At 63.7% G+C, this 24,367-nt stretch carries 17 protein-coding genes; 7 read left to right on the forward strand and 10 right to left on the reverse strand.

Translation table 11 applies throughout. The annotated features are described in order from the left end of the window. The first annotated feature begins 129 nt into the window (after nt 1–129). Entirely contained in the window at nt 130–1,188 is a 1,059-nt protein-coding gene (locus ACF8GF_RS10885) for a diguanylate cyclase (RefSeq protein ID WP_392488622.1), read from the forward strand. A gap of 16 nt (nt 1,189–1,204) precedes the next feature. Here ACF8GF_RS10885 and mhpT read toward each other — a convergent pair whose 3' ends face one another. Continuing rightward, nucleotides 1,205–2,446, reverse strand: a complete 1,242-nt coding sequence (gene mhpT / locus ACF8GF_RS10890) for a 3-(3-hydroxy-phenyl)propionate transporter MhpT (protein ID WP_176684175.1) — start codon at nt 2,444–2,446, stop codon at nt 1,205–1,207. Nucleotides 2,447–2,480: 34 nt separating this feature from the next. Then, nucleotides 2,481–3,872: an alginate export family protein gene (locus ACF8GF_RS10895; RefSeq protein ID WP_392488612.1), complete on the reverse strand. Its 1,392-nt coding sequence runs from the start codon at nt 3,870–3,872 to the stop codon at nt 2,481–2,483. Nucleotides 3,873–4,132: 260 nt separating this feature from the next. On the opposite strand from ACF8GF_RS10895, the gene ACF8GF_RS10900 reads away from it, so the two are divergent. Then, nucleotides 4,133–5,797, forward strand: coding sequence for an arylsulfatase (locus ACF8GF_RS10900; RefSeq protein ID WP_392460679.1), 1,665 nt, complete (start codon nt 4,133–4,135; stop codon nt 5,795–5,797). After that, nucleotides 5,794–6,819, forward strand: coding sequence for a formylglycine-generating enzyme family protein (locus ACF8GF_RS10905; RefSeq protein ID WP_392488613.1), 1,026 nt, complete (start codon nt 5,794–5,796; stop codon nt 6,817–6,819). Before ACF8GF_RS10900 ends, ACF8GF_RS10905 begins: the two co-directional genes overlap by 4 nt. Here the strand turns inward: ACF8GF_RS10905 and ACF8GF_RS10910 are convergent. The 5 genes from ACF8GF_RS10910 to ACF8GF_RS10930 form a co-directional block, all read right to left on the reverse strand. Beyond that, complete coding sequence (locus ACF8GF_RS10910; protein WP_392488614.1) at nt 6,800–8,545, reverse strand: acyl-CoA dehydrogenase family protein; 1,746 nt, start codon at nt 8,543–8,545, stop codon at nt 6,800–6,802. The genes ACF8GF_RS10905 and ACF8GF_RS10910 overlap by 20 nt on opposite strands. 14 nt (nt 8,546–8,559) lie before the next feature. After that, nucleotides 8,560–9,801 (reverse strand): thiolase family protein, encoded by a 1,242-nt coding sequence (locus ACF8GF_RS10915; RefSeq protein ID WP_392488615.1) that lies wholly within the window; start codon nt 9,799–9,801, stop codon nt 8,560–8,562. Beyond that, a complete protein-coding gene (locus ACF8GF_RS10920) occupies nt 9,798–11,681 on the reverse strand; it encodes a feruloyl-CoA synthase (protein WP_392488616.1) in 1,884 nt (627 codons plus the stop codon). Before ACF8GF_RS10920 ends, ACF8GF_RS10915 begins: the two co-directional genes overlap by 4 nt. 90 nt (nt 11,682–11,771) lie before the next feature. Next, nucleotides 11,772–13,220, reverse strand: coding sequence for an aldehyde dehydrogenase (locus ACF8GF_RS10925; RefSeq protein ID WP_103444432.1), 1,449 nt, complete (start codon nt 13,218–13,220; stop codon nt 11,772–11,774). Nucleotides 13,221–13,296: 76 nt separating this feature from the next. Next, entirely contained in the window at nt 13,297–14,127 is an 831-nt protein-coding gene (locus tag ACF8GF_RS10930) for a p-hydroxycinnamoyl CoA hydratase/lyase (RefSeq protein WP_392488617.1), read from the reverse strand. A 197-nt stretch (nt 14,128–14,324) separates the two neighbouring features. On the opposite strand from ACF8GF_RS10930, the gene ACF8GF_RS10935 reads away from it, so the two are divergent. Next, nucleotides 14,325–14,795, forward strand: a complete 471-nt coding sequence (locus ACF8GF_RS10935; RefSeq protein ID WP_103444434.1) for a MarR family winged helix-turn-helix transcriptional regulator — start codon at nt 14,325–14,327, stop codon at nt 14,793–14,795. A 98-nt stretch (nt 14,796–14,893) separates the two neighbouring features. Continuing rightward, on the forward strand, nt 14,894–16,018 hold the full coding sequence (locus ACF8GF_RS10940) for a mechanosensitive ion channel family protein (protein ID WP_392488618.1): 1,125 nt from the start codon (nt 14,894–14,896) through the stop codon (nt 16,016–16,018). Nucleotides 16,019–16,095: 77 nt separating this feature from the next. Here the strand turns inward: ACF8GF_RS10940 and ACF8GF_RS10945 are convergent, their stop codons facing one another. Further along, a complete protein-coding gene (locus ACF8GF_RS10945; RefSeq protein WP_392488619.1) occupies nt 16,096–19,143 on the reverse strand; it encodes an aminotransferase class III-fold pyridoxal phosphate-dependent enzyme in 3,048 nt (1,015 codons plus the stop codon). 144 nt (nt 19,144–19,287) lie between these two features. Between ACF8GF_RS10945 and ACF8GF_RS10950 the strand changes: the two genes are divergently transcribed. After that, nucleotides 19,288–19,728 (forward strand): Lrp/AsnC family transcriptional regulator, encoded by a 441-nt coding sequence (locus ACF8GF_RS10950; RefSeq protein ID WP_021784634.1) that lies wholly within the window; start codon nt 19,288–19,290, stop codon nt 19,726–19,728. Nucleotides 19,729–19,768: 40 nt separating this feature from the next. Here the strand turns inward: ACF8GF_RS10950 and ACF8GF_RS10955 are convergent, their stop codons facing one another. Further along, nucleotides 19,769–20,386: a dTMP kinase gene (locus ACF8GF_RS10955; RefSeq protein ID WP_176684165.1), complete on the reverse strand. Its 618-nt coding sequence runs from the start codon at nt 20,384–20,386 to the stop codon at nt 19,769–19,771. A 225-nt stretch (nt 20,387–20,611) separates the two neighbouring features. On the opposite strand from ACF8GF_RS10955, the gene ACF8GF_RS10960 reads away from it, so the two are divergent. Beyond that, nucleotides 20,612–23,155: an HWE histidine kinase domain-containing protein gene (locus ACF8GF_RS10960; RefSeq protein WP_392488620.1), complete on the forward strand. Its 2,544-nt coding sequence runs from the start codon at nt 20,612–20,614 to the stop codon at nt 23,153–23,155. A gap of 126 nt (nt 23,156–23,281) precedes the next feature. On the opposite strand, the gene ACF8GF_RS10965 is transcribed toward ACF8GF_RS10960, so the two are convergent. Then, nucleotides 23,282–24,367: acetolactate synthase large subunit (locus ACF8GF_RS10965; RefSeq protein ID WP_392488621.1), on the reverse strand; the 1,086-nt coding region annotated here is incomplete at its 5' end.

Consider the following 24,367-nt stretch of genomic DNA (forward strand, 5'->3'; position numbering starts at 1 on the left):
AGTGCAGGTATCCGCTACCGGTCACGAGTGGCGTCACCAGCCATGACAAACCTTGATCCCCGCGATGAAATAGCGCACTCCGTACGGACGGATCGGCTCGAGCAACTGTTCGTCCAGTCAGCGCCTGCGGTGCTTGGCAGCTTCCTGGCCGCCGTAATGCTGTGCTGGTTGGGCTGGGAGCGTTTCGACCAGCAAAGGGTCATCGTCTGGATGACGTTGTTGGGCCTGTCGACCGGCGTGCGTGCCGCCATGTTCTTCGCCTATCTGCGAGCACCGGCCAACCAGCGCACAGCCGAACGCTGGGAGTGGCGTTACTGGGTCACGCTGATGCTGTCGGCGGCCATCTGGGGCTGGGGCGCCTTTGCCGTAATGCCCGCCGACGACGCGCTGGGGCAGACGCTGATCATGCTGTTTGCCGTGGGCATGTCTGTCAGCGCGGTGTCGTGCTACTCCTCCTACCGCAACATGACCCTGGTGTCGATGGGCCTGGTCCTGCTGCCTTCTACGGGCTGGCTACTGTTGCAACCTTCCACACTGCAACAAGGGATAGCCTTGGCGGTGCTGGTGTTCGCCTGGTTCGTGGTCAGCGCGACGCAAAGCCTGTCCTCGGCATTGACGACGGCCTGGCGCCTGAAACACGAAATGCAACGCGCGCATCGGCTGGCCATGGTGGCCTCGTGCACGGACGAACTGACTGGCCTGAACAACCGACGTGCTTTTTTCGACAACGCGTCGACGCAGCACGCCCGGTGCAAGGACGCAGGTGCATTCATGGCCGTGTTGATGCTGGACGTCGACTATTTCAAACAGATCAACGACACGTTCGGGCATGCCGCAGGCGACCAGGTGCTGCAGCGCATCGGTGCAGCGATCAGTGCCAGCCTGCGTGACAACGACATTGCCGGCAGGCTGGGCGGCGAGGAGTTCGCCATCCTGCTGCCCAATACGCCGCCAGACACGGCGATTGAGGTTGCCGAGCGCCTGCGGGCCCTGATAGCCAAACTGCGTGTAAATGAGCAACACCCGGTCACCGCAAGCATAGGTTTAGCGTTCGCGAAGGCCCCTGCCACCGAGCTCAGCGCCTTGCTCAGCAGCGCAGACAGCGCCATGTACCTTTCCAAGGTATCGGGCCGTAACCGGGTCACGGTCGCCGAACCGGAGCAGGAGGCATTGCGCAAGCAGCACTAGCCCATCCAGGGAGTTGCTATGCAGGGTCCTGGGCCGCAGTCTCACCCGCCTCCGGGCTTTGCGTGCGGGCTCGGTGTTTCAGCAGCGCACGTGCCGCCAACGCCGCGAGCACCAGCCCCGGAGCCGCGGCCATCAGCAGCCCCCCCGCACCTGCGCCTGCTGCAAGGATCTGCCCGGCCGCCAGAGGGCCGGCCATGGAACCCAGGCGCCCCACCGCCACCGAGGCGCCCAAGCCCGTCGCGCGCACCTGGGTCGTATACAGCGTCGGCGCCAGCGCGTACAGCACCAACTGGCCACCAATGGCGCAATACCCCGCAGTGAACCCGGCCAGCAACATCAGACCGAAACTGCTCGACAGCCCCAGCCCTGCCAACGACGCCAGCATGCCGGCGTAGGCGATCAATACCGCCCGCCCGGCAAAACCGCGGTCCATCATCCGGCCGGTCAGGAACGAACCCGCCGCCCCACCCAGGTTGAACAGGATCTGCACGGCGCCCGCCTGCGGCCGGCTGAAGCCTTGGCCGATCAACAGCGACGGCAGCCAGTTGAGCAACATGTACAACACCGTCAAGGTGAAGAAACATGCCACCCACAGCAACAGCGTGCGGCTTGCCTGCTGCGGCCCGAACAATTGGGCAAGCACACCCTCACTGCCCGCCTTGGCAACGCCTTGGGTACGGAATGCCTGGGACTCTTTCAGCCAGATCATCAACACAAAGGCGATCACGATCGGTGCGATGCCGCCGACGTAGAACACCGTACGCCAGCCGTCGCCCACGCCGGCCATGCCGATCAGCGACGCAACCGCCCCGCCTAGCGGCACACCACAGTAAGTCAGGCTGACCGCTGTGCTGCGCAGACGCTCGGGCGCCGCCTCGCTGGCCAGGGCGATCAGGATTGGCAACGCCGCCCCCAGCCCGAGCCCTGTCATCAGCCGCGCGATCAACAGCGAATCGTAGCTTTGGGCATGGGCGGTCCCTAGCGAGAAGCCGCCAAACAACAGCACCGCCACGATCAGGATCGCTTTGCGGCCCAAGCGGTCTGCCAGCCAACCGCCGATCAGCGCGCCGGGCAGCAACCCCAGCAACCCGGCACTGAATACCCAACCAAGCATGGCAGGGGTCAGGTTGAATGCCTTGGCCATGTGCGGCGCGGCGATGCCGGTGGCCTGCAGGTCCAGCCCTTCCAGCAAGGCAACGAGAAAACACAAGCCGATGGTGAGCACGGCCTTGCCCGATGATGCAGATGAATGATGCATGTGTGGCCCTCTGTTGTTGTTGTCGGTCGGGTGGTCAAAGGCGGAACGTGGCACGTACGGTGACGAACGACGAATTTTCGCCGCCGGCATCCTTGATCGCCGAGCCAACGTCGTAATACTTCAGGTCAAGGTCCAGGGTCAGGTTGGGAGTGGCAAGCCAGCGCGTGCTGGCGCGGTAGATGGTGCCGACATGGCGCCCCGTGCCACGGGTGTTGGCCAGCATGCTCATGCCGGGCATGTACACGCCGTCTTCCTCACGCTGTTTCCACACTTCGAAGATGCCCGGCTCGATGCGCAGCGTGCGCCAGGGCGAGAAGCCGAAGGTCGGCCCCACCACGATGATGTTGCTCAGGGTGGTGAGGCTGGCTTCGCCATAGACACCATTGCGTGGGTAAAGCGGGTCGAAAGTGCCGACTTTTCCGTCGCCCAGGTCACTGTCGCCGCTCGCGGCATCGATGCGCATGCCCAGGCGCGGTTGCCAGGGATGGGTGAAGGTGAAGCCGCTGTCGCTCGACAGCGCCCAGGCGCGGATCGACGCGTTACCCAGGTGGCCGGTCTGCCCAACGAGGTTCCAGCTCCAGTCCAGTGCCTGATGGCGGCCGAACAGCCGCGTGCCGAAGGTGTAGCGCTGCTCGTCACCCGACTCGCCGGCCAGGCTACGGTCGTCGGTTTCCAGGCCAAAGGCCAACAGGTCCATGTTCCAGGACGCCGACAGCGGCAAGGTGCCGTAGAGCCCGTAAAATTTGATGTTGTTGTTGCTGCCGTCGTCCCAACTGTCTTCACCGATTTTCAGCGGGCGCACAGCGAATGCATCCAGCTTGCGTCCGTCCTTGAGGTTGAGGCTGGCGCGCACGCCGTCGAAGCTCAGGCGGATGTTCGGCGAGTCGCGGTAGGTGACCAGCATCTGGTCGCCAAAGCCCATCTCCTGGCGACCTAAGCGCGTGGTATAGCGCCCTGCGGCGAAGTCGTAGTTGAAATCGACGAAGGCCTGTCGTACTTCATTGCGGCTTTCATCATTGGGCGAGTACAAGTCCTTGCCGAAGGCGCGGGTATTCTCGACCTGGACGAAGGTTCGCACGGCATCGTCGAACAGGTGCAAGTCGGCATGGGCCTGCAGCCGTTGCAGCAGATAGGAATCGTCGTTCAGCCCGCGCAGGCCAAAGAAGGGTTTGTCCGAAGCATCGGCTCGGTAGCGGGCCTCAGCCCCGAGTTGCAGCCAGGCCGACTCTGACAGCCGATGGTAGCGCAGGCCATCGAAGGGGGCCGTGGCCTTGGCGGGGTCGTCGAGAAAGCGGTAGTCCTCGATCCAGCGAGGGGCCCCTGGCCTCCCCGGCCGGCTCTCTTCGAGCGGGCTGGCCGCGTGGGCGGACTGGCACAGCGAAAGCACTATGAGGGGCAGGCAGACCCCGTTCAACGGCTTGATCATCAGAATTTCCCTTCACTTGTTTTTATAATTGTTCTTACAAACTGGATAACTCTGTTAACGATTATTTTTGTTAACCATATGCGCCGTCAATAGCGTTCTACACGTGTACGAGGAATGATCAACATCAAGCGTTCGCTAATCGCACACTTCTGCAGCGCACGGCTGCGGCATTCATTCATCCGTCGCTAGAATCCAGGGCGCACGGTCTATTCATAGGCCATGCGCTACTTTGAGCCCATTACAAAAACAAGAGTCCCCCCATGAATTGCCTCCGCCCCCTTGCCGCCCTCGGCGTGCTCATGCTCGGTGCCAGCCACGCCATGGCCGCACCAACCGTTAAACAACCAAACATTTTGTTGGTGGTCGCTGATGACCTCGGCTTTTCCGATTTGTCGGCCCTAGGCAGCGAAATCCAGACGCCCAACCTGGACAAACTGCTGGCTGACGGCCGCCTGATGCTCGACTTCCACGCGGCGCCCAGTTGCTCGCCGACCCGCGCGATGCTGATGTCCGGCAACGACCCGCACCTGGTCGGGCTGGGCATGATGTCGGAGACGCGCAAGCGCCTGCCGGCCGGTGCAGAGGTTCGCGCCGGCTACGAAGGCGTGCTCGGTGCCAATGTCGCGACCCTCGCCGAACTGCTGCATGACGCCGGCTACCGCACCTACATCGCCGGCAAGTGGCACCTGGGCATGCAACCGGCCCAGCAGCCACACAACCGCGGCTTCGACCAGGCCTATGTGCTGCTCGAAGGCGGCGCGGCGCACTTCAAGCAGGCCAATATGGACCTGCAGTCGAACTACAGCGCCACCTATCGCCACAATGGCGAGCCGATCGCGCTGCCCGACGACTTCTATTCCACCACCTGGTACACCGACCGCCTGATCGACGCGATCGACCAAGGCAAGGCCAGCAACAAACCGTTCTTCGCCTTTGCCGCCTATACCGCGCCGCACTGGCCGCTGCAGGCGCCGGATGCGTACCTGGCGCAGTACCGAGGCCGTTACGACCAAGGCTACGAAGTCATCGCCCACGAACGCCTGAAGCGCCAGCGTGAAGCCGGCCTGGTGCCCGCCGACTTCCCCCTGCAAGCACAATTGGAAGGCGTGCCGAGCTGGGCATCGCTGAGCGATGAACAAAAACGCCAGTCCGCACGCACCATGGAGGTATACGCCGCCATGGTCACAGCGCTGGACACCGAGGTGGGGCGCCTGGTGGAACACCTGCGCAAGACCGGCGAGCTGGAAAACACGATGATCCTGTTCATGTCCGACAACGGTCCGGAGAACGCCACCCGTGTCGATCCCGAGTGGATCAAGGCAAACTTCGATAACCGTCTGGACAACTATGGCCGCCGCGATTCGTTCCTGATGATCGGCTCGGCCTGGGCCCAGGTCAGTGCCCTGCCCAGCCGTCGCTACAAGATGACCACCTACCAGGGGGGCATCCGCGTACCGGCCTTTGTCTACTACCCGGCCACCATCAAGGCCGGCCGCAGCGAAGAGCTGGCCAGCGTCCGCGACATCATGCCGACCCTGCTGCAACTGGCCGGTGCGCCGATGCCCGGCGTCAACTACCGCAACCGCGATATCGTGCCGCCGCAAGGCACATCGGCGCTGAACTACCTGCAAGGCAAGGACAGCCAGATCCACGCCCATGACGAAGCCCTGGGCTGGGAAATCAACGGCAGCGCCTCGTTGCGCAAGGGCCCACTGAAGCTGGTGTGGGATGCCACCGACAGCAAGCCGAGCTGGCACTTGTATGACCTGCACAAGGACCCTGGCGAGCACCACGACATCGGCGCAGGGCACCCCGAGCAGGTGGCGCTGATGCTGCGCGACTGGAAGGCTTATGCCCAGCGCGGCAACATCGCGATCGATGCCGACGGCCGTCCGGCCAGCCCGATCCTGGTCAAGCAGCAATGATCGCCCGGGCAGCCGGCTGCGCAGCACTCGCCGCCGGCCTGCTCGCCGCCGCCTATGCCGTGTGGCCGCAAGCCCCGGCGCCGGCGCTGCTGTGCACGGGCTACAGCGGCCTGCCCGCGCAGCGCCAAGGCCCTTGGCGGGACGGCATGGTGCACGTGCCTGGCGGCGAGTTCAGCTTTGGTTCAAGCCGCTTTTACGACGAAGAAGGCCCGCCTCACCCTGCCAAGGTGTCCGGCTTCTGGATTGACGTGCATCCGGTCACCAACGCCCAGTTCGCGCGCTTCGTCAAGGCCACCGGGTATGTCACCCATGCCGAGCGCGGTACCCGAATCGAGGACGACCCTACCCTGCCCGACGCGCTGCGGGTTCCGGGTGCGATGGTGTTTCATCAGGGTGCGGACGTGCTCAGCCCCGGCTGGCAGTTCGTGCCCGGCGCCAACTGGCGACACCCGCAAGGGCCGGGCAGCAGCCTGGTCGGGCTGGACAATCATCCGGTGGTGCAGGTCGCCCTGGAAGATGCCCAGGCCTATGCCCGCTGGGCAGGCCGCGAACTGCCCAGCGAGGCGCAGCTGGAGTACGCCATGCGCGGTGGCCTGACCGATGCCGACTTCAGCTGGGGTAGCACCGAGCAGCCCAAGGGCAAGCTCATGGCCAATACCTGGCAGGGCCAGTTCCCCTATCGCAATGCGGCAAAGGATGGCTTTACCGGTACATCGCCCGTGGGTTGCTTCCCGGCCAATGGCTTTGGCCTGTTCGATGCCGGCGGCAATGTCTGGGAGCTGACTCGCACGGGCTATCGGCCAGGCCATGACGCACAGCGCGACGCCTGGCTCGACCCCTCAGGCCCGGCCCTGAGTGACAGCTTCGACCCGGCAGACCCCGGCGTGCCGGTGGCGGTGATCAAAGGCGGCTCGCACCTGTGTTCGGCGGACCGCTGCATGCGCTACCGCCCCTCGGCACGCCAGCCGCAGCCGGTGTTCATGACGACCTCGCACGTGGGTTTCAGAACGATTCGGCAATGAATGGCAACGGCGTGGCGGCCGCGTCGATGGCCGCCACCTGCCGGTCGAGGTCGGGCAGCAGGTAGCTGAGAAAGAACCCAACGCTTTCCTGCTTTTCCCGGCGCTGCGCCGACCCCTCTGGCAACACCTGGATGCAACGGGCGCTGCGGGCCCAGGCGAAGGCCTGCAGCGCCGTTGCGCACAACTGCAGGAAGTCGCCTGCGGCGCGGAACGGAAATTCGGGATCGCCCGCGGTCATCGACAGCACCTTGGCCAGCGCTGCCTCCAGCGTATCGCACGCACTGCCCAACGCGGTGGCAGCTGCGCCAGCGTCCGCAGCGGCCTCGGTACGCAACTCACACAACAGCAGGGCGAAACCGTCCCCCCCATCGCCCAATACCTTGCGCAGCATCAGGTCATTGGCCTGTATCTCGTTGGTGCCTTCGTAGATCATCGCGATGCGGCTGTCGCGCAAGGTCTGCTCGATGGCAAACTCCTGGGTGTAGCCATAGCCACCGAACACCTGCAGGGCCTGGCTTGCCAGGCTGAACCCCTGCTCGGTGAAGGCCGCCTTGATGATGGGCGTCAGCAGCGCCGCCAATGTCGCGGCCTTCGCCCGTTGTGCAGGCTCGACGGCGGCTTCGGCGATATCCAGCCACTGGGCCGTCCAGTAGGCCAGCGCGCGCATCCCCTCGGTACGCACCCGCAACTCCAGCAGGACCCGCCGCATGGCCGGGTGCAGGTGGATCGGGTCGGCGCCTTGGGCGCCTCCCTTGGCCCGCCCCGGGGCAGTCATCTGACGCCGCTCCAGGGCATAGTCGCGGGCCTGTTGCCAGGCTGCCTCGGCATGCCCCAACCCTTGCAAGCCAACATGCAGCCGCGCGGAATTCATCATCACGAACATCGCCGCCAGGCCACCATGGGGCTGACCCACCAGCCAGCCGCGGGCGCCCTCCAGGCGTAGTGCGCAGGTGGCGCTGCCACGGATGCCCAGCTTGTGTTCCAGGCCGTCGCAGTACAGCGAATTGCGCTGGCCATCCTCCAGCCATTTGGGCACCAGCAACAGCGAAAGCCCGCGGCTGCCGGACGGCGCATCCGGCAACCGGGCCAACACCAGGTGGAGTATGTCGCGGGTCAGGTCGTGTTCGCCGCCAGAGATGAACAGCTTGTTGCCACTGACCGCGTAGCTACCGTCGCCCAAGGGCACGGCGCGGCAGCGCAACAGGCTGAGATCGCTGCCGGCCTGGGGTTCGGTCAGGCACATGGTAGGCAAGGTGCCACCGCTGACGATGCCCGGCAGATAGCGCGCCTGCAGCGCGCCGGATGCATGGGTTTTCAGGCACAGGTAGGCGCCGTGGGCAATACCGGTGTACATGGCCCAGCCATGGTTGCTGCCGAACAGCATCTCTTGCAAGGCCGCCTCCAGCACTAGCGGCAGCCCTTGGCCGCCAAGCGCCGGGGCGCATGCCAGGGACGGCCAGCCACCGTCGACATAGGCGCGATAAGCCGCCGGAAATCCGTCCGGGGTGCGTACCTCCCCGCCCGCCATCTGGCAGCCCTGGCGATCGCCCGAACTGTTCAAAGGGGCCAGCACCTGCTCGCAGAAACGGGCCGCCTCTTCCAATACCTGGGCCGCCAGGTCGAGGTCGACGTCGGCGTACGCCGGTAATTGCACCCAGGCCTGATCGGCCCGCAGCCAGTGTTGCAAGACGAACTGCATGTCGCGCAGGGGCGCCTTCCAGGTCATCGGATACCTCCGGGTCAGGCAATGAAATGGGGGTTTTCGATCAGCAGCGCCATGCCTTGGCCACCGCCGATGCACGCCGCTGCGATGCCATAGCGCAAGTTGCCGTCGCGCAATTGACGGGCCACGGTGTGGACCAGGCGCAGACCTGTAGCGGCCAATGGGTGACCGAGGGCGATAGCGCCGCCATGGACATTGAGCTTGTCCACATCGAGTTCGAGCGCCTGGGCCACCGCCAGCACTTGGGCGGCCTGGGCCTCGTTGATTTCCAGGCGGTCGATCTGCTCCAGGCGCAGGCCGCTGCGCTCGAGCAGCAAGGTAATGGCCGGCGCCGGCCCGATGCCCATGAGGCCCGGCGGCACGCCAACGGCCGTGGCCATCAGCAAGCGCGCCAAAGGCGGATGAGTGCAATCGGAGTAGCGCGTGACCAAGGCTGCCGCCGCACCATCGACCACCGCACAACTGTTGCCAGCCGTCTGCACGCCACCGGCGTGCACCGGGCGCAGCCTAGACAGTGCGGCCGCATCGGTAGGCCGTGGGTGGCTGTCCTGGCTGACCTCACTCACGCCACGCGGCAATGCGATGCCGCGTGGCTGGCAGCCTTCTGCCTCTAATGCCTGCGCGGTGACGCTGACGATTTCCTCGTCGAACCAGCCCTGCGCCTGGGCTTGCAGGGCCCGCTGATGGCTGCGCAGGGCCCATGCGTCCACCGTTTCACGCGCCAGGCCATAGGCACGGGCCAGGTTTTCCGCAGTACCGATCATGTCCACACCGGCAGCCGGGTCGTACAGGGCTTCCCAGAGAAAGTCCTTGAACCCGACCGGCGCACCCAGGCGAAAACCGCCCCGGTGTTCATAGGCCGCGATCGGATTGCGCGACATCGACTCCGCACCCACGCACAGCACCTGGCGGGCGCCACTGCGCAGCTGCTCACCGGCCTGACGCAACAGTTCAAGGCCCGTGCCGCAGATACGCTGCACCGCCAGTGCCGGTACCGCCTGCGGCACGCCACAGTAGAGGCCGACATGGCGTGGCAGCATATAGGCATCGAAGCTGGCCTGGGCCATGCTGCCAGCGAGCACGCTGTCTACCGCCTGAGGGGTGGCAGCTGCACGTGCCAGCACCGCACGGCCGGCCTGAATGCCCAGGTCGATGGGCGAGATCGCAGCCAATGCGCCACCCAGGTCGATCCAGGGCGTACGCACCATCTGGACGATGGCCGTGTCCTCGAAGACGGTGCACAGCCCGGCCGCACTCAAGGCCGCACCTTGGCGTGCAATGCGTCGGGGTCTTCGCCACGGTACAGCGCCTCGACCTGAGCGGCGCGCCGCTGCAGCACGGCGCGCTGATTGATCGAGCCCTTGTCGGTGATTTCACCAGCGTCGATCGACGGCGGCTCGGCCAGCAGCGACAGCCATTCGATACGGCTGGCGTTGCCCTGGGCATCGCGGTTCAATCGCTCCAGCCAGCCAGCGAACCAACTGCGCACCGTGTCGTTGGCCAGCACTTGGGCATCGCTGGCATCCTCTGCCAGCCCGGCCAGCCGCCGGCACTCGGGCAGGCGTGGGAACACCAGCAGGCCCAGGCATTCGCGGTCCGGCGCGGTGACCACGATGTCCTGTACGTAAGGCGAGCCCTCCAGCACTGCGCGGTTGCGCAGCGGCCCGACACTGACGAATACCCCGGACGAAAGTTTGAAGTCCTCAGCGATACGGCCATCGAACATCAGGCCAAGCTCGGGCTGCCTGGCATCGGCCAGCTTCAACGCGTCACCCGAACAGTAGAACCCCTCCTCGTCGAACGCCTCGGCGGTCTGCTGCGGCGAGCGCCAGTAGCCTGGCATGATATGCGGGCCACGGAAGCGCGCCTCGAGCTTGTCACCCAACGGCACCAGCTTCACTTCGCAGCCAGGTGCCGGCAGCCCGACATAGCCGGCCATCGACAAAGGCCCGGTGGTGAAGGTGCACGATGGCGAAGCTTCGGTCATGCCAAGGCCGGCCATCATGCGGATGCGTTCGCCGCAGTGTTGCTCGGCAATGCGGTCCAACCGGTCCCAGACGCTTTGCGACAGGCCTGCGGCGGCAAAGAAGAACAGCTTGATGCGGGCAAAGAACACCTCGCGCAGCGCGGGGTCCTGCTCCAGTGCCTTGACCAGCTCCTCCCAGCCCTTGGGTACGGTGAGGTAGGCCGTGGGGGAAATCTCGCGCAGATTGCGCAGGGTCTCGGCGAAGCCTTGTGGGGTTGGCTTGCCGGCGTCGAGGTAGAAGCTGCCACCGTTGTACAGCACGATGCCGAGGTTGTGGCTACCGCCGAACGTGTGGTTCCACGGCAGCCAGTCCACCAGCACCGGCGGCTCCTCGGCGAACGTCGGAAAAGTCTGCAGAAGCATCTGCTGATTGGCGCACAGCATGCGCTGGGTGGTGATCACCGCCTTGGGCAGCTTGGTCGAGCCCGAGGTGAAGAGGAATTTGGCGATGGTGTCCGGCCCGGTGGCGGCGAAAGCCGCATCGGCCGCCGCCAGGTCACCCGGTTGCAACAGGCTGTCGAAGCTTATATGGGGGCGACCTGCGACCTGGCCACGCACGCTGATCACGCCGACCGAGTCGTTCAGCACCGCCTCGAAGGCGCGCTGGAACGGCTGGCTGTCGCTGACGAAGACCACTCCGGGGGTGAGTACCTCGCAGACATGGCGCAACTTGGCGAAGTCTTGCGACAACAGCGCGTAGGCCGGCGACACCGGGCAATAGGCAATACCGGCATACATCGCGCCGAGGGCGATTTGCAGGTGTTCGATGTCGTTGCCGGAAAGCAGCGCCAGCGGGCGCTCGGCACTGAGGCCCAGCCCTAGCAAGTTGGCGGCGATTGTGCGCACATCGGCGAGCATCTGCACGTAGCTGATCGAACGCCAGGCACCGTCTGCCTGGCGTGCCGCGATGAAAGTGGTGTCCGGGCGCACCTGGGCCCAGTGCACCAGGCGCTCGAGCAGGCGCGCCGGCAGCGGCGCCAGTGGCTCGACAGGGTGCATGCGCAGCACGTCGTCGACGTGGCTGACCTGCACCCGGGGATACCCGATGGCCACCTGGCGGTAGCGCGGACGTTGGCCAGGGTCGATCGACCCTGAGCGGGCTTCGTTATTCACGCAGGTTGCTCCTTGTTCTTGTTGTACATCCTGCCGCCGCCCGGTATTACGGGCGGCGGTCATCTTGCCGGTGGCCTGGGCCTGCAGCGGCTAGATGGGATAGTGACGCGGGCCGTGCTGGAGGGTGACCCAGCGCAACTGGGTGAACTGATCGATGGCCGTGCGGCTGCCGAAGCTGCCGTAGCCGCTGGACTTGACCCCACCAAACGGCATCTGCGCTTCGTCGTGAACGGTCGGGCCGTTGATATGGCAGATACCTGACTCCACCCGTTGGGCCAAGGCCAGGGCGCGGCTGGTGTCGCGGCTGAAAATGGCCGATGACAGACCAAACTCCGAGTCGTTGGCCAACTGCAGCAAGGCTTCGTCTCCTTCGGCGCGCAGCACCACCGCCACCGGGCCGAAGGACTCCTCGCGGTACAAGCGCATGCTGGCATCGACGTTGTCGAGCAAGGTCGGTTGCAGGATGCTGCCCTCCAGCTGGCCGCCACAAACCAAGCGCGCGCCCTTGGCCACGGCATCGTCGATCAGTGCCTTGATGCGCTCGCCGGCCGCTGCGCTGACCAGCGAGCCGAGCACCGAGGTGCTGGCCTGCGGATCACCTGCAGGCAGCCCGGCGATCTTCACCGCCAGCTTGTCGACGAAGGCGTCGGCAATACGGCTGTCCACCACAAGGCGCTCGGTGGACATGCAGATCTGCCCCTGGTTGAAGTAGGCACCGAAGGCCGCCGCTTCGACCGTGGCGTCCAGGTCGGCATCGTCGAGCACCAACAGAGGCGCCTTGCCGCCCAGTTCGAGCAGCGCTGGCTTGAGGTGGCGGGCCGCCAGTTCGCCGACAATGCGCCCGACGTGCGTCGAGCCGGTGAAGTTGACCCGGCGGACCGCTGGGTTGGCGATCAGCCGCTCGACGATGGCCGGTGCATCCTGCGGCGCATTGCTGATGACATTGACCACGCCGTCGCCGATGCCTGCATCGTGCAGCACCTGGCCGATCAGCCGATGGACCGCCGGGCTCAGCTCCGAAGCCTTGAGCACCACGGTGTTGCCGCAGGCCAGCGGCATGGCAATGGCACGCGTGGCCAGTATCACCGGAGCGTTCCACGGCGCGATGCCCAACACCACGCCGCAAGGCGCGCGCAGGGCCATCGCAAAGCTGCCGGGGACGTCCGAGGGGATCACTTCACCGGTGATCTGCGTGGTCATGGCTGCTGCCTCGCGCAGCATGTTGGCGGCCAACTTCACGTTGAAGCCATACCAGTTGGCCATGGCCCCGGTTTCACCGGCAGCGGCGATGAACTCGCCAGCCCTCGCCTGCAACAGATCAGCACCTGCCAGCAAGCGGCTGCGCCGCTCGCCCGGCGCCAGGGCGGCCCAGGCCGGAAACGCCGCGCTGGCAGCAGCCACGGCGGCATCAGCATCAGCCAGTGTGGCGGCAGCAGCTTGCGACACCACCTCGCCGGTCACCGGGTTACAGCGCTCGAAGGTTCGTCCATCACTGGCGGGGCGCGACTGCCCGCCAATCAGCAAAGGCACCTGCAACATGCTCATTCCTCTTTGTTGTCGTTATAGAGAAATACCCGCGGGCTTTGGCGCGGCGCACCACCGCCCGCGGTGCGACTCAGCGCTTGTAGGCCTGCAGGCCTGGCTTGATGCTCCTGTCGTCGAGGAACTGCTTCATGCCCTGCTCGCGGCCACCTGTCGTGTCCAGCAGGCGAGACTGGTCGAGCTTGGCGTAGAGGTAGTCTTCGTTCTGTTCCCAGGTCAGCTCGCGGCAGCGCTTGAAACCATTCTTCGCGGCGCGCAGCACCACCGGGTTTTTTTCCAGCAGGTTCAGCGCCAACTCGCGGGTGGTCTCACGCAGCTCGGCCAGCGGCACGCTGTCGTTCACCAGGCCCATCTCGGCAGCCTTGCGGCCATCGAAGGTCTTGCCGGTCATGATGTAGTACAGCGACTGACGATGGCCAACGGTATCGGCCATGGCCTTGCTGACCAGGTTGCCAGGCGGGATGCCCCAGTTGATTTCCGACAGGCCGAAGGTCGCTTCATTGGCGCAGATCGCCAGGTCGCATGCCACCAGTGGGCTGAAGCCACCGCCGAAGCACCAGCCGTTGACCATGGCGATGGTCGGCTTGGCATACAGACGCAGCAACTTCCATTGCCATTGCGAGGCTTCGCGACGGATTTTTTCCTGGAGGATTTCCGGGCCGGCGTCCACCTCGCGGAAGTACTCCTTCAGGTCCATGCCCGCGGTCCAGGACTCGCCAGCACCGGTCAGTACCAGCACGCCAGCGTCGGCGTCCTGCTCGAGGGTTTCCAGCACGTCGACCATTTCCCGGTTCAGGGTGGGGCTCATGGCATTGCGTTTTTCCGGGCGATTGAGGGTCACCCAGGCGATGCCCGACTCCAGTTCGACCTTCACGGTGGTCCAGCGGCCTTCGTATTTGCTCATGGTTCTGCACTCTTGTTGTTCGGGGTGATGGGCTCACGCTAACGGGTCAAATTAGTTATGTCAATTAACCATTAACAAAATTATCTTTGTGCCAAGGTTAGCGCGCTGCCTTTTTGCCCGACCTGCACTAGCCGGATCGCAGAAGGATAGGCAAAATAGGTAACTTTCTTACCCATGATCGAGGAGCATGAACCCTGATGGCTAGGTCTGCCCGTACTACCGACGACGCTTGCGTGGCTGCTCCTGTGGGAGAAGGGGTGCTTGAAGACTTGATCGGCTACGCCTTGCGACGCGCGCAATTGAAGCTGTTTCAGAACCTTATCGCTCGGCTCTCGGCCCATGACCTGCGCCCGGCACAATTTTCCGCCCTGGCGATCATCGACCAGAATCCCGGGCTGATGCAGGCCGACCTGGCGCGTGCGCTGGCTATCGAACCGCCGCAAGTCGTGCCAATGCTGAACAAACTGGAAGAGCGCGCGCTGGCCGTGCGCGTGCGGTGCAAACCGGACAAGCGCTCGTACGGGATTTTCCTGAGCAAATCGGGCGAAGCCCTGTTGAAGGAGTTGAAGCACATCGCCGCTGACAGCGATCATCAGGCGACATCCAACCTGTCGGATGACGAGAGGACTGAACTGTTGCGGTTATTGAAAAAAATCTACAGAGACTGACTCCGTCTGCCCAGCGTGGTGAAATCCGATCGACCTGTAGCGCCTCTTTGACGTCCCAAGAAAGCACCTTGGCAAATCAACCCAGAGGCGAGGTACTCATGAACGACCGCATCATCGCGTTTTTCAGCGACACCACCGTATTTGGCATCTCCATTCTCAATCTGCTGGTGGCGCTGACAGTCGCCATCGTGACCTTCCTGGTCGCCCGTGCCGCAATCAGCTTCCTGATACGCCGGATACGGCGGTGGTCCGAACACGAAGGCCCATTGAGCCAGGTAATGGCCAAGGTGCTTTCCGGCACCAGCAACTTTCTGTTGTTGCTGGCCTCATTGCTGGTGGGTCTGAGCATGCTCGACCTGCCCGAGCGCTGGCTAAGCAGGGTCAGCAGCCTGTGGTTCGTGGTCGCGGCCCTGCAGATTGGCCTGTGGGCCAACCGCGCCATCGGCCTGGGCCTGAGCCGCTACTTCGCCCGCCACCGCACCGACGGCCTGAATCAGGGCAGCGCGCTGGCTACCCTTTCGGCCTGGGGCGCGCGAGTACTGCTGTGGTCTGTGGTGGTGCTGGCGATGCTGTCGAACCTGGGGGTGAACATCACCGCCTTCGTCGCCAGCCTTGGCGTGGGCGGCATCGCAGTGGCGCTGGCTGTGCAGAATATCCTTGGCGACCTGTTCGCTTCGTTGTCGATCGCCGTGGACAAGCCGTTCGAGATCGGTGACTTCATCGTCATCGGGCCCCTGGCGGGTACCGTTGAACACGTCGGCCTGAAGACTACACGCATCCGTAGCCTCGGCGGCGAACAGATCGTCATGGCCAATGCCAGCATGATCAGCAGCACCATCCAGAATTACAAGCGCCTGCAGGAACGTCGCATCGTGTTTGAGTTCGGGCTTTCCTACGACACGCCCACCGAGGCTGTGAAGAAAGCGCCAGGCATCGTAGAAGACGCCATCAAGACCCAGGAGCAGGCGCGTTTCGATCGCGCTCACCTGCGCGGCTTCGGCAAAGAGGCGCTGGAGTACGAGTGTGTCTATATCGTCCAGGACCCAGGCTACAACCTGTACATGGACATTCAGCAGGCGATCAACTTCAGGCTGCTGGAGCGGTTTTCGAAAATCGGCGCCAAGTTCGCCGTGCCGGTGCGTGCGATCAAGGTCACGGCATTGCCAGAAGCCTCCGGCCTGCATGGCCAGGCCCGCGAAGGCCTGGGCCTCAGAGGGGCTTGAATCTGTCAACTTGCCCAGAGCGCCAGACAGGCGCGACGCAGGGCGTGCTCATGGACGCGCCCTGCCCGCCCTGAACGCTATTTCAGCGCCGCGATGAAGCTGTCTTTCAGCACTTCGAGAAGGAAGTCCGCATTGGCCCGGCTGAAAATCATCGAGGGCCGCATTTTCAGCACGTTGTCATGCGGGCCTTCGGTGCCGATCAATACGCCGCGCTCCCGGGCGCCATCCGCCACTTTTCTGGCCAGGGCCGTGGCTGGCGCCTTCGACTGGCGGTCGGTGACCAGCACGACGCCGAGAAACAGGCCCAATCCGCGCACATCACCAATCACGTCGAATTGCTGCTGAAGCTTGCGCAAACCATCGAGCAGGTAATGGCCGACATTCAAGGCGTTGTCTTTCAACCGGTCGCGCTCGATTGCATTGAGCACCGCCAGGCCTACCGCACATGACACCGGGTTACCGGCGAAGGTGTTGAAATACTCCATGCCGTTGTTGAAAGCATCGGCAACCTCGCGCGTGGTCACTACCGCCGACATCGGGTGGCCGTTACCAATGGGTTTGCCCATGCTGACGGCATCCGGGACCACGCCCTGGGTCTCGAATGCCCACCAGTGGCTGCCGACCCGGCCAAACCCGACCTGAACCTCATCGGCCAGGCACAGCCCACCTTCGGCTCGCACCATGGCGTACACCTCCTTGAGGTAGTGTTCGGGCAAAAACACCTGCCCCGCCACGCTCGGGATCGACTCGGCAATGAAAAAACCGGGGCGCTTGCCTGCCTTGCGCATGGCGTCCAGCTGCTCTGCCACCGACTCGGCAAAGCGCTTGCCGTGCGCTTCCACGGGCCAGTGCTCGGGGGCGTAGTAGCTGTCCGGGACTACGGCCTCGTAAACATGCGCCGCCCTGCCCTTGCCCGCCTTGCGCTTGTACTTGTAAGGGCTCAGATCGATCAGTTCCTGCGTGGTGCCGTGGTAGGCCCAGTCCAGCACGATCGCCTGATCACTGCCTGTGTAGTTGCGCGCCATACGCAGCATCAGGCTGTTGGCCTCACTCCCCGAGCAGCCAAAGGACGCTACGCAAAGGCCCTTTGGCAAAGTGCCGGTCAGGCGTTCGGCGTATTCGACGATGTTGTCGTGCAGGTAGCGGGTATTGGTGTTGAGCAGCGCAGCCTGGCGGGTCAAGGCTTCGACCACGTCGGGATGACCATGGCCCAGGTGGCAGACGTTGTTGAAGCAGTCCAGGTAGGCCCGCCCGAAGTTGTCGATCAGCCATACGCCATCCCCGCGCACGAACTTGATCGGATCGGTGTACGAAATGGACAGGTTAGGGAGCAGCAGTTCCTTGCGCCTGGCAATGATCTGGGCCTTGGTCATCCCCTGCTGGCTGTAGGTCTCTGGCGGGATACCGGCCAGGGCCGAAGCATCGGGGAACAGGTCGGCCCACGTGTCGCGGTACGCTGGCTCACCCACGCCAATGACCTCGCACGCGCTCAGCCGGGTATCGGTGACCACCTGCAGATGCAGGTGGGGAATCCAGCCGCCATTCTCGTGATCGCTGCCCATGTAGCCGACCAGGTCGCCAGCTTCAAGCTTGTCACCGGCCTGCAAACGGCTGAGCGCCTCGTGGGCCATGTGCCCCCAGAGTGTCAGAAAGGGCGGGCAACCGGGTGGGGTATGCTCAAGCATCACCAGGCCGCCATAACCCAGCGGGCCTGGCTCGACCTCGACGCTTCTGACGGTTCCGGCGATGGGTGCGTACAGCGGCGTACCCGCTGGCATCACCAGGTCTACCCCGATATGCAGGGTACGGTGCTGCCCCTTGATGAAGCGAGACTCGAAGGCACTGTCGGTATAGATGGCACGTAACTCGCCCCATGGCCCGATGGCCAGCGGCACCTTGTGCGCGACAGAGAATTCATTCCACCACCGCGTCGCATCTGCAGGGCGCTGCTGGGCCGAGGCGATGGTCATCTCATGGCTGGCATCGCCAAACGGCGCGATGACCTTGTCGAGAATGGCGGCTGACGGGCGCACCAGGTCGGCAAACGACTTGTGGTTGTCGGCGATCCAGCGGCGGACTTCCCCCGCACCTTCGATGGCATCGAAACCACAGGCCTTGCGCAAAATGCCGGTGGCCAACCGTGGGTTCATCGAATCAAGCTGCTCCAGTAGACGCCAGGCAGGCGCTTCACTGATCGCCAGGTAAGGGTTGTCGTCGGTCTGGTCCTGCCGGGAAGCGGAGAACGTGACGCTGATGACCAAGCGCATGGCAATCAGGTTGAACAGCACATCAAGCTCTTGCGCTTGCAACGGGTACTTCTCATGGAAGCCGGCCACCAGCGCAGCTGCAGCGCCGATCGGGTCGTCCATGTCGAGAATGGCGTAGGCGCTGGCGATCGCGACCTCGGCAATCAGAACGGTGTGCACGGCATCGCCAAAATCGATGAAGCCAGTCACGTTACCGGCCGTTTCGGCATCGACCAGGATGTTCCAGTCGTTGGCGTCGTTGTGGATCACCTGGGCCCGAAGGGACGCCAGCTTCGGCTGTACAGTCTGTTCGAACCGGGCGATGAAGCGCTCGGCAATGGCCCGGCGATCAGGGGCCTTGATGCAGTGCAGCCGCGAGCGGGAACGCGCAGCGTGGCGTAAGTCCCAGTCCAGGTCACGGACTGCGCCCGGGTGCATGAAGCCCTGCAGGGCACGGTCAAGTTCACCGAGTGCCTGGCCGAAGTTTCTCATCAGCGCCATGGAACGACTGGCCTTGGCAAGTGGCGTGCCAGCCAGCCAGCTGACCAGGCGCACAGCGTGCTTTTCACCGGTGCTGCTGGCCACAGACGGCAGGTAGTCGCCAGTCACGCTGGCCCGCAGGTGTGGCACGCCCAAATGCGCGCCATGCACGGCCAGGTGATCGAGTAGCGCGGTTTGAAACTCGCTTTCTACCCTGGGCTCGCTGGCATTGACGATTTTCAGTATCCAGCCTGCATCTACGCCCGTATCCAGCCGGTAATTGCGATCACGTTCCCCATCCAGGGGCGTTGCAGTGCCGGTGACATCGAAGAAATCTTTTGCAAGGCCCTCTGCATCGCTTGCCGAAAACCGAGGTGCCGGGTGGGAAAGGTCTGTCATATCATCAGGTTCCGAGCGCGCGAATTGTTTTTGCAATAGCTTGTCATGCGCCGCCGAAACGGACACCCTGCATACGGTCGGGCGCAACAGGCATTATGCCGGTACCGGCCGGCATAATGACGGCAAGCTTATCAAGGGGGTGGAATGCGTGATCTGGACGCTAAAGATCGTGAAATTCTTGAGGTACTGTCAAAGGACGCGCGCATTGCGCTCAAGGCATTAGCCGGCCGCATAGGCCTTTCCAGAAGCGCCACCACCGAGCGGGTAGCCAACCTTGAACGCAGCGGGATCATTCGCGGTTATCGCGCTGACATCGGCGAAATAGACGCCAACGTCATACGCGCCATCTTGCTGGTGACGTTGCAGCGCACGCCTGCCATGGGGTTGCTCGACCAGTTGGCAACGGACGCGCGCGTACGGCGGGTTTCGTCGGTGAGCGGTCAGCTTGACCTGGTGGTTGAAGTGGAGACCCGGACGATCGACGACCTCAACCAGGTACGCGACAACGTGGCACGTCACGAATCGGTGGATGACATCACCACGTCGGTAGTCCTGCGCCGTGACATCGACCGGCAGGGCGCCTGATACCTGCAAAGGCAGTATTCAGGCCGTACTCGCCCCTGCCTCACAGGTGTCGAAGCACGCCCTGAATCTCGCGAACGACCTGCCGCGTTGCCTCGTCGACAGTCCCTTCATTGCGGCACAGCACCCAGCCTTGCTCCGCAACCGCACGCTCGAACGCCTCGGTACAGGCAATTTGTTCATCCAGGTTATGGATCACCGTACTGCCCAGCCCACGTGTGCGCGCCGCGGCCCTTGCCCATGAGGTTTCAGGCGTTGTGACCACCCCAACATGCAGATCGGGTACTTGCACGTTCCGTTCGAGGTTCAGGCGCAGGATCTTGTCAAACGGCACTGTGCGGCGAAACGCAGCGTCAGAGGGGTACCAGCGATCAATCAGGATGATGCTGTCAGCGGGCTGCCTGGGCAGTACATGCCGGGAAATCCAGGCGCGGCTTTCAGCGAAGCGCTCGCAAACCTTGAACTCAAGGTCCTGGCAAGGGCTTCTGGAAAGCTGGTTGACCAGGGCCATGGTCTCGCCACGGTGAGGGTCATTCTTTCTTTCGCAGAGGCGGATCACCTTGTTCCCGTCCAGCCGCAACGCTTGAGTGACGGCCTCCAGCAGCGTGGTCTTGCCGGTACCCTTGGGCCCATCGATGGAAATAAACAGTGGGCGGTTCATCTTGCAATACCAGTTGGCTCAAGCGCGGGATGAGACCATTGATCACAGCTGCCTTCAAGCGATTCACGACAAGAGCACATCTGTACTCCAAAGCTGACTGATCAGCAGCAGCGCACCGCCCTGGGAATGGAGCGGCCCACCATCCCCAAGGCGTTCAATGCCTGCTAGGCTGACGGACGATGGCGGACCTGCTGCCCGCCTCCCCTTACCCACAGGCACGGGCCGATGACCTACAACCCCCAAGTTAACCTGACCAACTGCGACCGGGAGCCCATCCAGATTCCCGGGAGCATCCAGCCCCATGGCTGCCTGCTGGCCTGTGATACCTCGGCGACCGTGGTGCTGCGCCATTCGGTCAACGCCCCACAAGTGCTGGGTGTAGCAAACGATATCAATGGTCAGAAACTGCACGCGGTGCTTGGTGATGAAGTGACACATACGCTTCGCAATGCACTTGCCCGCACCCGGGACGCCTCGCGGCCCGCGCTCAGTTTTGGCGTGACGCTGCCCAACGGCGAGGCCGTCGACATCGCCGCCCACTTGTACAAAGGCACGGCAATCCTCGAATTCGAACCCGCCGGCGCGAGCATCGCCGAGCCGATCGAGTTGGCCCGCACGCTGATTGCCCAACTGCGCGAAATCGACCAGACCAGCAAGCTGTTCCGCGACGCCGCCCGTTTTGTCCGGGCGGTGCTCGGTTACGACCGGGTGATGATCTACCAGCTGGGAGCAGACGGTGCCGGCAAGGTGGTTGCCGAGGCCAAGCGTGGCGACCTCGAAAGCTTCATGGGCCAGTATTTTCCTGCCTCCGATATCCCCCAGCAGGCCCGCGCGCTCTACCTGCGCAACCCGATCCGGGTAATCTCCGACGCCCAGTTCAAAACGGTCGCCATCAACCCGGTGCTCGACCCCTCGGGCGAACCACTCGACCTGTCCTACGCGCACCTGCGCAGCGTCTCGCCGATCCATTGCGAATACCTGTGCAACATGGGCGTAGGCGCCTCGATGTCGATTTCCGTCATCGTCAACGGCGAGCTGTGGGGAATGATTGCCTGCCATCACTACGCACCACGCACGCTGTCCATGGGACAACGTGTGGCCGCCGAGATGTTCGGTGAGTTCTTCTCCCTGCATATAGAGACCCTGCGTAGCCGGCAAAAACTCGAAGCCGCCGTGCGCATCCACAAAGCGCTGGACAGCCTGCTGCGCGACGCCAATCAGACGGCGGACATTGATGGGTTCTTCCATGCACGCCTGCCCCGGTTGATGTCGCTGATTCCCTGCGACGGCATCGGCATGTCGCTGCTAGGCCGCTGGTCGTGCGCAGGGCTGGCGCCGCCCCAAACGGCCGTGCCTGATCTGCTGCGCCTGGCAGACATGGTCAGCGAAGGCCGAATCTGGGCGTCCAATCGCCTGTCGACAGTGCTCCCGTCGGCCCAGGCGTATTTTAATGATGTGTCGGGTGTGCTGATCATCCCGATGTCGCAACACCCAAGGGATTACTTGATCTTCTTCCGCAAGGAGGTGGTCGAGACACTCGACTGGGCCGGGGACCCGAACAAGACCTATGACAGCGGCGCGTTGGGCGACCGCCTGACGCCCCGCAAAAGCTTCGCCATCTGGAAAGAAACCGTTCACCAGCAGTCGCTACCCTGGACCGAGCAGGACCGCCAGTTTGGCGATGCCATCCGTACCGCTATCGTAGAAGTGGTGCTGCACAACAGCGAGCTGCTCGCCAGTGAACGCGCCAAGGCTGAAGTACGCCAGCGCATGCTCAACGAAGAGCTCAACCACAGGGTCAAGAACATCCTGTCGCTGATTGGTGCGCTGGTTGCCCATCCGACCCCGGAGAGCCAGACCCTGCAGGACTATGTGGCAACGCTGAAAGGGCGTATCCAGGCATTGTCGTTGGCCCACGACCAGGTGGTGCGCGGTGACGGTGGCGGGCGCCTGACGAACCTGCTGGAGGCCGAGCTTTCGCCCTATCGCACGGCTGCCAGCGTGATCGAATTGCAGGGCCCGAACGTCATCCTCGATGCGCGCGCGTACTCGGTCATGGCGCTGGTGCTGCACGAACTGGCCACCAACGCGGCCAAGTATGGTGCGCTATCGCGGGCCGGCGGCAAGCTTTCGGTGAGCTGGGCAATCGACGCCACCCACGCCTGTGCCATCAGTTGGCGTGAAAGTGGTGGGCCAACGGTACGCCCGCCCAGCCGCAGCGGCTTCGGCACGGTGCTGATCGACCGCAGCATCCCGTTCGATCTGGGTGGCACCAGCACGGTGGAATATCACCCCGAAGGCCTGCAAGGCTTTTTCAGAATCCCGGCCAAGCACCTTTCCGTAGCCGAAGCGGCAGAAACCGCTCTCCCGGCCACGCCCTTGGCGCGTGAACGCGGCGCCTTTGCAGCACGCTCGGGCTTGCGTGTGCTGATACTCGAGGATCAACTGGTGATTGCAGTAGGCTTGGAGCAAATCCTCAATGATGCGCAAATCACGGACGTGATCACCGCCAGCTCCGAGGACCAAGCCATGCAACTGCTTGGCAGCCACACACCGGACGCGGCAATACTGGATGTCAACCTGGGCACCGGAACCTCCATTTCCGTAGCGGATGAGCTGGTTCGCCGGCAGGTTCCGTTCCTCTTTGCCACCGGCTACGGCGAAGGCATCAGCATTCCCGAGCACTTGCAGCATGTGCCCGTCGCGCGCAAGCCTTATGACGCCAATGCCATTCTGGCCAGCCTGCAAGGCCTGCTTGATCTGGGGTGAGTGGGATTCAGAGGCAGTCTTGTGTCATGAAAAGGCCCGTAACGCCGACATATCACTGTCAGCTATACGGGCCTTTTCGCAGCGCAATGCCGCCCCTGAAAAAGGACGGCGCCGGCCTGTCAGGGCTTACACCGCCAGGGCGCGCTCACGCAGCTCGCTGTTGAGGATGCGGTCGTTCTCGCTGTAATCGACCGGGCAGTCGATCACGTGCACACCCGGGGTCTTGATGCAGTGCTCCAGCAGCGGCAGCAGGCCTTCGGCGCTTTCCACGCGGTGGCCGTTGGCGCCGTAGGCTTCGGCATATTTGACGAAGTCCGGGTTGCCGTAGTCCAGGCCGAAGTCGGTGAAGCCCATGTTGGCCTGCTTCCAGCGGATCATGCCGTAGCCGTCGTCACGCAGAATCACCACGGTGATGTGCATGCCCAGACGTACTGCAGTTTCCAGTTCCTGGCTGTTCATCATGAAGCCGCCGTCGCCGCACACCGAGATTACCGGGCGGTCCGGGTGCACCAGGTGCGCAGCCATTGCCGATGGCAGGCCGGCGCCCATGGTCGCCAGGGCGTTGTCCAGCAGCACGGTGTTCGGCTTGTGCGCCTTGTAGTTGCGAGCGAACCAGATCTTGTAGATGCCGTTGTCCAGAGCGACGATGCCTTCGGACGGCAGTACACGACGGATGTCAGCAACCATGCGCTGTGGGTAGACCGGGAAGCGGTCGTCGTCGGCGCCTTCGGCGATCTGTGCTTCGTTGGCTTCACGGATGGCCATCAGGCGGGTGAAGTCCCAGTGCGAAGTGTCATTCAGCGCTTCGCTGATCTGCCACACGGCGTTGGCGATGTCGCCGATCACTTCTACTTGCGGGAAGTACACGGCATCGACTTCGGCAGAGCGGAAGTTGATGTGGATGACTTCGGTGCCGCCACGGACCATGAAGAATGGCGGCTTCTCGATCACATCGTGGCCGATGTTGATGATCAGGTCGGCGGCTTCTACGGCGCGGTGAACGAAGTCGCCCGACGACAGTGCAGCATTGCCGAGGAAGCGCGGGTGACGCTCGTCGACCACACCTTTACCCATCTGGGTGGTGATGAACGGGATGCCGGTCTTGTCGATCAGTTGCTTGAGGACCTTGGCGGTCATCTTGCGGTTGGCACCGGCACCGATCACCAGGATCGGGTTACGCGCGTTCTGCAGTTTCTCGACGGCTGCTTCGAT

The sequence above is a fragment of the Pseudomonas sp. yb_5 genome, assembly GCF_043103865.1.
In the GTDB taxonomy this organism is placed as follows: domain Bacteria; phylum Pseudomonadota; class Gammaproteobacteria; order Pseudomonadales; family Pseudomonadaceae; genus Aquipseudomonas; species Aquipseudomonas putida_Y.

What these genes read in the sequence shown, in the direction of transcription:
- mhpT (WP_176684175.1), bottom strand. Translation starts at nt 2,446, where the DNA reads ATGCATCATTCATCTGCATCATCGGGCAAGGCCGTGCTCACCATCGGC.
- ACF8GF_RS10895 (WP_392488612.1), bottom strand. Translation starts at nt 3,872, where the DNA reads ATGATCAAGCCGTTGAACGGGGTCTGCCTGCCCCTCATAGTGCTTTCG.
- ACF8GF_RS10900 (WP_392460679.1), top strand. Translation starts at nt 4,133, where the DNA reads ATGAATTGCCTCCGCCCCCTTGCCGCCCTCGGCGTGCTCATGCTCGGT.
- ACF8GF_RS10905 (WP_392488613.1), top strand. Translation starts at nt 5,794, where the DNA reads ATGATCGCCCGGGCAGCCGGCTGCGCAGCACTCGCCGCCGGCCTGCTC.
- ACF8GF_RS10910 (WP_392488614.1), bottom strand. Translation starts at nt 8,545, where the DNA reads ATGACCTGGAAGGCGCCCCTGCGCGACATGCAGTTCGTCTTGCAACAC.
- ACF8GF_RS10925 (WP_103444432.1), bottom strand. Translation starts at nt 13,220, where the DNA reads ATGTTGCAGGTGCCTTTGCTGATTGGCGGGCAGTCGCGCCCCGCCAGT.
- ACF8GF_RS10930 (WP_392488617.1), bottom strand. Translation starts at nt 14,127, where the DNA reads ATGAGCAAATACGAAGGCCGCTGGACCACCGTGAAGGTCGAACTGGAG.
- ACF8GF_RS10935 (WP_103444434.1), top strand. Translation starts at nt 14,325, where the DNA reads ATGGCTAGGTCTGCCCGTACTACCGACGACGCTTGCGTGGCTGCTCCT.
- ACF8GF_RS10940 (WP_392488618.1), top strand. Translation starts at nt 14,894, where the DNA reads ATGAACGACCGCATCATCGCGTTTTTCAGCGACACCACCGTATTTGGC.
- ACF8GF_RS10945 (WP_392488619.1), bottom strand. Translation starts at nt 19,143, where the DNA reads ATGACAGACCTTTCCCACCCGGCACCTCGGTTTTCGGCAAGCGATGCA.
- ACF8GF_RS10950 (WP_021784634.1), top strand. Translation starts at nt 19,288, where the DNA reads ATGCGTGATCTGGACGCTAAAGATCGTGAAATTCTTGAGGTACTGTCA.
- ACF8GF_RS10955 (WP_176684165.1), bottom strand. Translation starts at nt 20,386, where the DNA reads ATGAACCGCCCACTGTTTATTTCCATCGATGGGCCCAAGGGTACCGGC.
- ACF8GF_RS10960 (WP_392488620.1), top strand. Translation starts at nt 20,612, where the DNA reads ATGACCTACAACCCCCAAGTTAACCTGACCAACTGCGACCGGGAGCCC.